Genomic DNA, 12,090 nt, shown 5'->3' with positions numbered 1-12,090 from the left:
GGTTCCTACCTCTATCGGTAGGAACCTTTTATTTTAGTGAATGATTTTACTTCCTTTTGCATTCTCAACAAATTTTTCACTTGATTTGTTAATTGGTGTTTTCAGTAATAACGCAGCAACGATCATAACTACTACGAAAGCACTTAACACAAGTAAATCTTGCGTTACGATATCCCAAAGCATTCCGCCAACTGTTTCACGAATTGCGCTAATTGCGTATGTGAATGGTAAGAACGGATAAATCGCTTGGAAGAACGCTGGTGTCATTTGGATTGGGAATGTTCCGCCCGATCCTGCTACTTGCAGTACAAGTAAAATGATTGCCATCGATTTCCCAACGTTTCCGAAAATAGAAACGAGTGAGTATACGATACAAACGAAGACTCCACCAATAAATAAACTAAATAACACAAACCAGAACTTATCGACTACGTACGTACCGAGTAAGAATATATCTCCCATCGATACGATAAACGCTTGTGAAAGACCTATCGTTAAGAATGTTAATAAACGTCCGAAGTAAATTTCATGACTCTTATAATTCGCGCCCTCTTCGTGTACTTCTACCGTTAATAATGAAACCATTAATAATGCGCCTACCCATAATGCAAGCACTGTATAGAATGGTGACATCGCTGAACCGTAGTTCGGCATCGCAAATAATTTATTCTCTTTTAAATTTACTGGATTCGCAAAGTAATCACTTTGCTTTTCAACATCGTTTTTCAATAAGCGTATGATGTCTTTTAAATCCTCTTCAGATTCAAAATCACGAATTTTATCTGCTAATTCTTTAATCTTTTTCTCAGTAGCTGGCATTTCAGCTTTAATATCTGCTAATTTCTTTTTCCCGTCTACTAAGCCTTTTGATGAATCTTCTAGTAATTTTTTAACATCTGGAAGCTTTTTGTCTGCATCATTTAAAATTTGAGTTGTATTTTTCGACATCTCTTTTGTACGAGCAATTGCTGTATTGAAATTAGGTACAATTTCTGAATCATACGTCGATAATACATCTGTTAATTGAGCTGATCCGCCCTTCGCAGCGTTGTTAATACTTTCAATTACATCTTTTGTAGGTTTCTGGCCATTGTTAAGAAGTGTAATTCCCTTATTCGTTGCCTCTACACCTTTTTGTAAGCTGCTTTTCGCTTTGTTTAATTTTGCGATTCCATTATTAAGGTTTTTATCACTATTTACATCCGCTAAAACCTTATTTGTACTTTCTAGAACTGGAATCATATCATCAATTAAACCGATTCCAGATTGGAATTGACCATTTAAGCTATTTAAAGCTACTTTCGTTGAATCTAAACCGTTAATACCTCTATTTTGTACATCTTCTTTTGCTTTCTGTAAATCTGCTTTTGCACCTTCAAGGCTATTTTTTGCTTTATCATAATCTGCTTTTGCATTATCATATATTTGATTTGCATCAGCTTTAGCTTGATCTACCGCGCTAACTGCCTTTTTATAATCAGCTACAAACGTTTCATTGTAATCTTTTTCAGCTCGATCGATTAAAGCATTTGTTTCATTTAATTTCTGATTAATTCCATCACGCACATCTTGTTTAACTTCCTGACCTGTGCTAATTAAATCGTTTAAACGTTTAAAACGATTATTTAAATCTTGTTGTCCATTCTTAATATCCGTTAAATGCTCTTTTCTTGTTTTAAAGAAATTTTGCCCAAACTCAGTTTGAGCCCCTTGCTCTAAACGAGCCATAACATCAATTACATAAGAAAGATTGTCAATATGCGTTTGAAGATTATTAGATATAGTCGAAATATTTTTCTTAGCTATCTCTGGATCAACGCTTCCATTTTGCAATCCATCCATAACACTTTGTGCATAAGCTGTTCCTGCACGTGATGAGCTTAGAACATTATTTACTGTTTGATTAATATTTTGTGCTATCCCTTTATACCCATCACTATTCAACTTAGAAAGATCTGGTCTCGCTGGGAATTCAGGTAATCCATTCATTCCAGACAAATCAGGAATATTTAATTCTACACCTGGATTCATTAAAAAGTCAGTAAATGCAGCTGCACTATCCATAACGCCTTTTGCTGCCACTAAATCATTTCTTATCGTCCCTGGAGCATTTTTTAATGTTTGATCTTGTCTTGCAAAGAACTTATCTAAATTCGCCAACGCTTCCTGCCCATCATTTATTACACTCTCTACAACAGGTAAATCTTTCTGCGCTACTTTCACAACATCTTCTGCTCGAGTTGCATCATCTAATGCCTTATCCATAAGTGTATTCATTTCTGGGAACTGCGCTTCTAACTTAAATACAAGATCTTTTACTTTTTCGATACTTGGTAAATTTGTTTCTAAATCGATTCCAAGATCATTGAAAACTTTAAAAATCTCACCGTTTGCTGTTTTTACAAAGTTTTTACTAATTTCTTCTGTAATGCCTGATGCACCTTTTGCTGTAATCTTCGGTGCAATCGCGTTTACTTTTTCATTCACATAATAATCCAGTTCTGGTTTTTTAGGATTTTCATCCAGAACAGTTGCAATTTTTTCAGAGAAGTCTTTTGGAATCGTAATACTTGCATAATAATCCCCACGCTCAACTCCGTAAATTGCTTGTTTTTCATCTACAAATTTCCAGCCAAGATTTTTGTTTTTCTTAAGGGAGTCTACAATCTCTTTCCCGATATTAATGTCTTTCCCTCTTAAATTAGAACCTGCATCTTGGTTAGAAACTGCAATGGGAACCTCTTTTGTATTTCCATACGGATCCCAAGAAGCTTTAATGTTAAACCATGCATATAACGATGGTAAAATCATTAATCCTAAAACAATAACAATTGCAGCCCAATGTTTGGCTACATTCCGTAAATCTGTCTTATAAATACGCCAAATCTGTTTCATAGAAGTTATCACCTAATTATATATTTTTCCTTCTTTAGAAAATGATACATACATTTTGCAATTATATCACTTTCTACATCGTGTATTAACCAAAAACGTACTATTTTTTCCCATTAACTTTCACTTACTTCATTATATAACGAAATGAGTGAAAGTATGAATACAAAATGACCAAATCGGTTTTACATTCAATAATAACAAATATATATGAAGTGTCATAAAAAATACAAGTATTTTCTCTTGGAAATACTTGTATTCCTAAAAAAATCCTCACAGCTTTTATTCTCTGTGAGGATTTCTTCTATTATATATCCAATTGAACCTCTACACCGAAATGATCTGAAATTACATTTCTGTTTGTACCATTAAAAATAACTTTTGAAGAATGAACCTTTTTACTTTGGTTACACAATATTAGATCGATTCGCAAACTATGTTTATTTTCATCCCAACCAGCAATCTCGCCTTGGACAGTCGTTCCTTCATCCTTCTCTATTGCTAATTCATATGTATCATACAACCCTTTTTGCATCATATACTCATAACCTTCGCCTTTCAATCGAGCATTGTTATTAAAATCCCCCATTAAGAAGGCGAGCTTATTGCTATCTACACGCTCCATCAAACGATCGACTTGACCTTTGAATGACTCTTCTTCATCATTCCACCAACCGAGATGGCAAGAGTAAAACGTTATATCCTTACCATTATAAGCAAGTGTTGTACTTACAATTTTACGCGTTTTCCAATACGTTGTATCCTCGTTTTCTGAAATAAAGAACGTATCTTCTTTTATAATATTATGCTTCGTTATAATCGCTAATCCTTCTTCATACACGTCATAACCAATATGAGAGAAATCCCAAGTAATATTGTAATCTTTTACATGTAGCGCTTTTAACTCTTCTAATAGTAAAAGTCCAAAATTATCTTCTTTCTTGTTACCGCATACATTTTCAGCTTGTATGGACTGACTTACTTCTTGCAATGCGATGACATCGTACTCTTCTTCTTGAATTACTTTAGCAAGGTATTGTATCTTTTCTATTTGATTCTCTTCTTGCCAAGAATGACAGTTTAAAGTTAGCAATTTCATATTATTACGCACCTAACATATCTTGAATGTCTGACTTTAATACGTCAGCTTTCGGACCATATACCGCTTGTACACCTTTATCTTTTACAATAAGCCCTAAAGCACCATTTTGTTTCCACTGTGCTTCTGGTGCAACAACATCTAAGTCTTTTACTGTTACACGTAAGCGTGTCATACAAGCATCTACGTCAGCAATATTTTCTTTTCCACCTAATAAATCGATAACTTTTGTTGCTAATGAACCGTCTTGTACATTTCCTGTTCCTTCTGATGCCTCATCTTCATTATCAATATAGTTACCTGCACGCCCTGGTGTTGGTAAATTGAATTTTTTAATTAAGAAATTAAATAGTGTAAAGTTAAGACCGAAGAACACTAATGAAACAATAACAAAGTTGATTAAGTCTCTTGTTAAACCTGCATTAACCATCATTGGTGTACGAGTAATTAACTCAATAAATCCAAATGCATGAACACGTAAGTTAATTAAATCAGCTAGCGCGAATGCAAGTCCTGTTGTAATAGCATATACAACATATAATACTGGAGCAATAAACATGAACATGAATTCAATTGGTTCTGTTACACCTGTTAAGAATACTGCTAATGCTGCTGATAAAAACATTGGTTTATATTTTGCACGCTTTTCTTTATCAACGTTACGGAACATCGCAAATGCAATCCCCATTAACGCTGCTGTTGAGCCGATAACTTGTCCAGCTTTGAAACGAGCTGGTACAACGTTATTTAATAAATCGTTATATGCCTTCGTATCTCCATTTGCTAGTAAATTATTTAAATCTGTAATCCATGCAAGCCATAATGGATCTTGTCCTGCTACAACTTGTCCAACTTTTGAACCAGTTAACATCGTATATGTTCCGCCTAGCTCTGTATAGTTCATCGGAATCGTTAACATATGGTGTAAACCAAATGGTAATAATAAACGCTCTAACGTTCCATATACAAACGGTGCAACAACTGGTGCGCTATCTTTTGAAGCTGCAATCCAGCGACCAAATTCATTTAACCCACTTTGGATGAATGGCCATAGAAGTGATAATACAATCGCAGTAACTGTAGACCAAAGAATTACAACGAATGGTACAAATCGTTTTCCATTAAAGAATGCTAATGCCTGTGGCAGTTTATTATAGTTATAATATTTGTTATATAAAGTAGCTCCTAAGAAACCTGTGATGATCCCTACGAACACTCCCATGTTTAATGCAGGTGCACCAAGTACAGAAGTAAAGTAATCTTTTACAATTAAATCTCCCGCTATTACTGAAGAAACTTTCGCTTTTGAATCCGCTAACATTTCAGCGTTTACGCCAAATATAGCTCCTGTAATTCGGTTTGTTAAGACGAATGCTAATAGCGCTGCAAATGCACCACCCGCGCGATCTTTCGCCCAAGATCCCCCAATTGCTACTGCGAATAAGATGTGTAGATTTGTAATGATTGCCCAACCGATGTCTTCCATTACGCGAGCGATTGTATGAACTGCGTTAACATCCCCAGCAGACATACCAATTAACTTACCGATGGAAATCATTAAACCAGCTGCTGGCATTACGGCTACAACAACTAATAAAGCTTTCCCGAACTTTTGCCAAAAATCAAAAGACGTAATTTTCATCTGTTCTTCCTCCCCTTTATTTATAACAACATAATGATTTAAATTATAATTTCTGTCCCTTTTATGAAAACGATTCCTCATATCATTTTTCTTTTTACGCAACCGTTTTCATAAATCTATTTTAATAAAAGCGTTTTCACTTTGCAATAGAAATTTATTTTTTTTCATAAAAAAAGATGCTCAAAGAGCACCCTTTTTTATTATGAAATGCGATAAACCCTTGTTTCATAAGGTTTTAAAGCAATTGTTGTTACTTCTTCATGTTCCGCAACTTCATAGTTATTTAAAAGCAAACGTTTGCGTTCTAGTGCAAATGAACCCTCATTATACACAGCTTCCTCTTTTGAGATATTACTAATTACAATGACTTTTTCATCCTGTAACGTACGTGTATATGCATAAATTTGTGGATCGTCTTCTAAAAGTAAATCGTACGTACCATAGTTCAGTACATCGTGCTCTTTTTTCAGGGCAATCATTTTCTTATAGAAATTGAAAATAGACTTTTCTTCATTTTTTTGCTTCTCAACATTAATTTCTTTGTAATTTGGATTCATGCTAAACCAAGGTGTACTTGTTGTGAAACCAGCATTCATCTCATCATTCCACTGCATAGGTGTACGTGAATTATCGCGGCAAGAAGCCCATATAATCTCCATCATATCTTGATGTGGTACGCCCTCTGCAATTTTCTCGCGATATAAATTTTTAATTGCTACATCATCGTAATCTTCAATATTTGGTAACTGAACATTTGTCATACCAATTTCTTGTCCTTGATAAATAAACGGTGTACCGTGCATAAAGAAATACATCGCTCCTAGAGCTGTTGCACTTTCACGCCAATATTGTTTATCATCTCCCCATGTTGAAACGATACGTGGTTTATCGTGATTCTCAATATATAAAGCGTTCCATCCTTTATTTTCTAATCCTTTTTGCCATTTCGTTAATACTTTTTTCAATCCTACAACATCAAGGTCTTTCTTCTTCTCTGCATCCCATAAACTTAAATGTTCAAACTGGAATACCATATTGAACTTACCTTGCTCTTCTCCAACCCAAAGCTCAGCATCTTCAATCTTAACGCCATTTGCTTCACCAACAGTCATAATATCGTACTTAGAGAATGTATTTTCTTTTAGCTCTTCTAATAAAGGTTGAATACCTTTTACATTCATATGTTTATCAAAAGATGGCACATATTTTAACTCTTTTGGATTTGGCATATCCTTGAGACCTTCTTCTTTTTTAATATGACTAATCGCATCAACGCGGAAACCATCAATACCTTTATCAAGCCACCAATTAACTGTATCGTATAATACTTCGCGAACTTCTTTATTCTCCCAGTTTAAATCTGGTTGTTTACGCGAGAATAAGTGTAAATAATATTGTCCTGTTACTTCATCATATTCCCATGCCGAACCATTAAAAATACTTTCCCAGTTGTTTGGTTCCGCACCATCTTTACCATCATGCCAAATATACCAATCACGCTTCGGATTGTCTTTAGATGAACGAGACTCAATAAACCATGGATGTTCATCACTTGTATGATTAATAACTAAATCAATAATAAGCTTCATATCACGCTTATGAACTTCATCTAGTAAAGCATCAAAGTCTTCCATCGTACCAAACTCATCCATGATATCTTGATAATCACTAATGTCATAACCATTATCATCATTAGGTGACTTATACATTGGGCAAATCCAAATTACATCTATACCTAAATCTTTTAAATAATCCAGTTTCGCAATAATACCTTGTAAATCTCCAATACCATCTCCATTTGAATCCATAAAGCTACGTGGATAAATTTGATAAGCAACTGCTTCTTTCCACCATGTCTTATTCATAGTCCTTCTCTCCTTTTGCATCCCATCGGAATTTTATGCAAACGTTTTCGTAACACTATCATAACAAAATATGAACAGTTTGCAACTGTTTTCATTGAACTCTATGTAGATTCTTTATTCTTATGCTTTATTTATTTCTCACAAGAGCAAATCTCATTCCTCATCAGCTCTTGTCCACGCACGCGAACGTCGTATACCATTTCGATTAAGAAGCGGACATCATAGTTACGATAATTTTTCTCTTTTGTATCCCTCCTTTTCATATGTAAAAAGGTATACAATAAAAAATCATCCAATATGCCGTTACCTCGCAGCATGTTGGATGATTCAAATTGATTTTCTATATCGTTTCAAATTCTTGCTCCTACTCATAAACTTTTACTTATAGATTAATTGTATTTCGTATCATTTTCATGCAATGAATGTAATTTAATATTTGGAAATTTATCTTTTTCAATACCGCTATTATAAGAAACAGGAACTTGAAATTCGAATTGCTTTGTCTCGTGTTTTTGCAAATAGACTGGTTTCGGTACCGGATAACTTTTTGAATTTTCGTTTGCATTATCATATAAAACAACTTTTAATGCTTGTGAATGACTACGATAATTTTTTAAAGTAACGATGCACTTTCGTTCGATATCCTCTCCATTTTTCTCCACTCTACACTGGCTATCATCTTTTTTATATTCTATGGCTTCTACACCTGTTTTTCCTGCGTAGTACCATGTTTTATTCAATGTCTGGAGGATGTTATTTAAAATAAACGGCATCATTAAAATCAAAATACTAGTACCTACTACTTTTATCTTATTCATTTTTCTAAATGTACTAGACTCCTTTTTTCCTAGCCATTTTAAAAATAATATAAATGCAATTACATGTAGTATGAAAGAAACAATCAATATATTTGAGACTTTATAATCCATATAAACATACGTATGTATCGGAACCCTATAGACGTTGAATAGTTTTTCCCCAATTAATTCATTATCATTTGGAATTTTTAATAATAATAAAACCCCTATACTGTAACAAATAGCTACTAATCGATCATACTCAATGCGAATCATTCCTTCTCCCCTTTACTTTGTTTTTTATTATCGATTTTAGCTATTATTACCATACTATACAATCTTTTTATAGCGGATAACGTAAAAAAGTCCCTTATAAATATATAAAGAACCTTATTAATATACCGTATGAATTAAAAATCAATATACAATTTTCACATAGAGATTTCTTCAAAATATGTTGGATCATGTATTGTAATTTTTTTATCTAAAATTGTAACAATGCTATCATTTTTTAATTGTTTTAATACACCGCTAACTGTCTCTCGAGATGTTCCAGATATTTTGGATATTTCAATTGTTGTAAGTGGACATGAAATTACAATCTTTTCCCCACTCTGTTCTCCTAAATCCTGCATTAAATAATTTAACGTTTGGATAACACGATCTTGTGCATTAGGAATTGTAATATTTTGCACTCGATTTTCGTTCAATTTTAATATAGATGATAATTGCTGAACAACGTACATCAATTGCGTTCTGCTGGATTTTACCATATCTTCAAAGATTACCGTTGGAATATAATATACCTCCACATCCGTCATTGCTTCTGCTGTATAGTTATATCCTCTGTCTGTAAACATACCACCATAAGGAAAAATAGAATACCGCTTTACATAGTCATCGTATAATAAGTTCCCATTTTGATTAACCCGCTCTAACTTTACAAAACCATCTAACATGAAGTAAATTCTTTCCCTTGAATCCCCTTCTAAAAATAAAAATTGACCTTTTTTATAAGTTCGCCAATAAACAAACTCTGTTAACCCTTTCAATTTTTTTTCTGTTAAATGAGCAAATAATTCGAACTGCTTTAAGTCTTTCACTACGTTCCGTCTATTCATAAAATTCCCTCTCTCTTGCTGTATGTTGGAGCGAAAAATCAAGAAAGCGTATTCAATTTGAATTTTATCATAATTAACTTATATATTCAGATTTCATCATGAAAACTTTATGAACAATGAGCACAAAAAATATTAATAAATAAAAAGAATGAAGTTACTAACTCCATTCTTTTTTACTACTAAGTAGCGTACATAATAATTTAAACATACATGCATACATTCTGTTTTGAAATAATAGTACCAGCTTTTTCTTCTAGTGCTTCATATACTTTTTCTAAAGACGTAATAATCGTTTTTCTTTTTGGATTTGTATTAACAAAATTAATAGCAGCTTCAATTTTTGGAAGCATGCTTCCCGCAGCAAATTGTTGTTCTTCAATATATTCTTCTAATTGATTCACTGTGACATGCTCTAATTTTTTTTGATTCGGTTGATTATAATTTACATACACATGATCAACTGCAGTTAAAATAACGAGCGTATCAGCATCTACTAATTCTGCTAATTTCTGCGCAGCGAAATCTTTATCGATAACCGCTTCAGTTCCTTCTAACCCTTCTTCGGAATCAATTACTGGAATTCCACCTCCGCCAACAGCTATCACTATGTTTCCATCTTCGACCAAAGAATTAATAACTTTATGTTCATGAATACTTACAGGCTTCGGTGATGGAACAACACGTCTCCATCCTCTACCAGCATCTTCTTTAAACACTGCTTTTGTTTCATCCATTAATCTTCTGGCCTCTTCTTCTGTATAAAAAGGACCAATTGGTTTAGTTGGATTTTTAAATGCCTCATCTTTTTTATCCACAACAACGCGTGTTATAACCGTTGCTACGTCTTTATTTATATTCCGCTTTTTCAATGCCTTTTCAATCGCATTTTCCATCCAATATCCAATCATCCCTTGGCTCATTGCCCCACAAGTATCTAATGGCATTGCAGGTGTCTTTTCCGTTTCTGCAGCTTTTTGCTGTAATAAAATATTTCCCACTTGTGGGCCATTTCCATGCGCAATTACTATATCCACATCATTTTCCATTATTTTCACAAGTTGTTCCGCCGTTTTTTCCAACGCTTCTTGCTGCGCTCCCGCAGTAGCTTCTCCAGACTGTATCGCATTTCCCCCTAGTGCAACTACAATTTTTCTTCGTACCATATTCCAGCCCTCCAGTTGATTTCGCTTTCACAGCGCTTTATAAAGTAATACTGCCTGTAATTAATCCATAAATCGCAAAGAATGCTAAGGCACCAATTGCTACGGATGATGCTAATTCCACTCGAGTAAATATTTGCTTCGAACTCTTTTGCTTTTGAACATTGTAAAAAATAAAAATACCTGGCGCATATAAAGTCATTGTTAATAATAAATACTCTAAACCAGCTGCATAAACTAACCACACGCCATAAATACTTGCTATCAAGCCAATTATTATATTTTTATTTCGATCTGCTTCTTCAGACTTTAAGCTATGCTTCAGTTGATAAAATGCTGAAAAAGCATATGGGATTAAAATAGCTGAAGATGCTAAAGAGAATGCAAAGTTATACGCCTGATCAGAAACGACGAATGTTAACAAGAATATTTGTATTAAACCATTTGTTATCCATAATGAATTTACTGGAGCCTTATTTTTATTTTCTTTTGCGAACCATTTTGGAAATACTCCATCTTTAGCCGCTAAATATGGAATTTCAGAAGCGAGCAAAGTCCAACCTAACCAAGCACCTAATACAGAGATGACCAAACCTAAATTAATAAAGATAGCACCCCATTTTCCAACAACACTTTCAAATAAATAAGCCATAGCCGGATTTTTCAAACCTGCAATATCTGCTTGCTGCATAAGTCCAAGAGACAATAATGTGATTAAAATGTAAATGATGAGTGTACCAATTAAGCCAATAACGGTTGCTTTCCCTACATCACTTCTATTTTTTGCTCGACTGGATAAAACAACAGCCCCTTCTACCCCAATAAATACCCATAAAGTTACAAGCATTGTACTTTTAACTTGGCTGCCAACTGCTCCCCATGAAAAAGAACCAGTTTGCCCCCAAAATCCATCTAAGAACGTATCAATATGAAACGCGAAGATTCCTATGACAATAAATACAAATACAGGTACTAATTTTGCGATTGTAGTTACTAAATTCACAAGGGCTGCTGATTGAACTCCACGTAAAATTAACATGTGAACACACCATAATAATACGCTTGCACCAATAATAGACGCTACATTTTGCCCGCCTTCAAAGATCGGGAAGAAATATCCTAATGAAGAGAACAATAATGTACCGTAAGCTACATTCCCAAGCCAAGCAGATAGCCAGTATCCCCACGCACTATTAAATCCCATAAAATTACCAAACCCTGCTTTTGCATAGCTAAAAATACCACCATCTAAATCTGGTCGTTTTACAGTGAGATTTTGAAAAGATAATCCGAGTGCAATCATTCCAATTCCTGTTATAACCCAACCAATAATAATGGGTCCCGCACCAGCACCTTTTGCCATATCACTTGCTAAATTAAATGCTCCACCACCAATCATAGACCCAACTACAAGAGCCGTTAGTGTAAACAACCCTAATTTCTTATCTTCACCCATTCCACTCACCTCTCTTTAATTGCAATAACAATACAAAAGCAATAGTGAATGATAGTGT

8 protein-coding genes are annotated in these 12,090 nt (G+C 34.1%); all 8 read right to left on the bottom strand.

Translation table 11 applies throughout. From position 1 onward, the window contains the following. Nucleotides 1-33: 33 nt before the first annotated feature. The 8 genes from CGQ22_RS19895 to arcD all read right to left on the bottom strand — a co-directional run bounded on the left by CGQ22_RS19895 (nt 34) and on the right by arcD (nt 12,032). Nucleotides 34-2,895 carry a YhgE/Pip domain-containing protein gene (locus CGQ22_RS19895; protein ID WP_089149209.1) on the bottom strand — a complete coding sequence of 954 codons (2,862 nt, stop codon included), beginning with the start codon at nt 2,893-2,895 and terminating at the stop codon, nt 34-36. A 304-nt stretch (nt 2,896-3,199) separates the two neighbouring features. Further along, nucleotides 3,200-3,991, bottom strand: a complete 792-nt coding sequence (locus tag CGQ22_RS19890) for an endonuclease/exonuclease/phosphatase family protein (protein ID WP_000771990.1) — start codon at nt 3,989-3,991, stop codon at nt 3,200-3,202. Nucleotides 3,992-3,995: 4 nt separating this feature from the next. Continuing rightward, on the bottom strand, nt 3,996-5,633 hold the full coding sequence (locus CGQ22_RS19885) for a PTS transporter subunit IIBC (RefSeq protein ID WP_000705560.1): 1,638 nt from the start codon (nt 5,631-5,633) through the stop codon (nt 3,996-3,998). A gap of 200 nt (nt 5,634-5,833) precedes the next feature. Beyond that, nucleotides 5,834-7,498: a glycoside hydrolase family 13 protein gene (locus CGQ22_RS19880; protein WP_001044745.1), complete on the bottom strand. Its 1,665-nt coding sequence runs from the start codon at nt 7,496-7,498 to the stop codon at nt 5,834-5,836. A 389-nt stretch (nt 7,499-7,887) separates the two neighbouring features. Then, entirely contained in the window at nt 7,888-8,571 is a 684-nt protein-coding gene (locus CGQ22_RS19870) for a hypothetical protein (protein ID WP_000619197.1), read from the bottom strand. A gap of 155 nt (nt 8,572-8,726) precedes the next feature. Next, nucleotides 8,727-9,416, bottom strand: coding sequence for a Crp/Fnr family transcriptional regulator (locus CGQ22_RS19865; protein ID WP_001081904.1), 690 nt, complete (start codon nt 9,414-9,416; stop codon nt 8,727-8,729). A gap of 200 nt (nt 9,417-9,616) precedes the next feature. Then, nucleotides 9,617-10,579, bottom strand: a complete 963-nt coding sequence (gene arcC, locus CGQ22_RS19860; RefSeq protein WP_000252337.1) for a carbamate kinase — start codon at nt 10,577-10,579, stop codon at nt 9,617-9,619. A gap of 37 nt (nt 10,580-10,616) precedes the next feature. After that, nucleotides 10,617-12,032 carry an arginine-ornithine antiporter gene (gene arcD, locus CGQ22_RS19855; RefSeq protein WP_000503419.1) on the bottom strand — a complete coding sequence of 472 codons (1,416 nt, stop codon included), beginning with the start codon at nt 12,030-12,032 and terminating at the stop codon, nt 10,617-10,619. Between the last annotated feature and the right edge of the window lie 58 nt (nt 12,033-12,090).

It is taken from the genome of Bacillus sp. M13(2017) (assembly GCF_002218325.1).
In the GTDB taxonomy this organism is placed as follows: domain Bacteria; phylum Bacillota; class Bacilli; order Bacillales; family Bacillaceae_G; genus Bacillus_A; species Bacillus_A thuringiensis_K.
Note: the sequence above shows the minus strand (reverse complement) of the source record. Positions and strands in the feature narration are given on the sequence as shown.

Excerpts from the sequence above, each read along its gene's own strand:
- CGQ22_RS19895 (WP_089149209.1), bottom strand. The coding sequence starts at position 2,895 with ATGAAACAGATTTGGCGTATTTATAAGACAGATTTACGGAATGTAGCC.
- CGQ22_RS19890 (WP_000771990.1), bottom strand. The coding sequence starts at position 3,991 with ATGAAATTGCTAACTTTAAACTGTCATTCTTGGCAAGAAGAGAATCAA.
- CGQ22_RS19885 (WP_000705560.1), bottom strand. The coding sequence starts at position 5,633 with ATGAAAATTACGTCTTTTGATTTTTGGCAAAAGTTCGGGAAAGCTTTA.
- CGQ22_RS19880 (WP_001044745.1), bottom strand. The coding sequence starts at position 7,498 with ATGAATAAGACATGGTGGAAAGAAGCAGTTGCTTATCAAATTTATCCA.
- CGQ22_RS19870 (WP_000619197.1), bottom strand. The coding sequence starts at position 8,571 with ATGATTCGCATTGAGTATGATCGATTAGTAGCTATTTGTTACAGTATA.
- CGQ22_RS19865 (WP_001081904.1), bottom strand. The coding sequence starts at position 9,416 with ATGAATAGACGGAACGTAGTGAAAGACTTAAAGCAGTTCGAATTATTT.
- arcC (WP_000252337.1), bottom strand. The coding sequence starts at position 10,579 with ATGGTACGAAGAAAAATTGTAGTTGCACTAGGGGGAAATGCGATACAG.
- arcD (WP_000503419.1), bottom strand. The coding sequence starts at position 12,032 with ATGGGTGAAGATAAGAAATTAGGGTTGTTTACACTAACGGCTCTTGTA.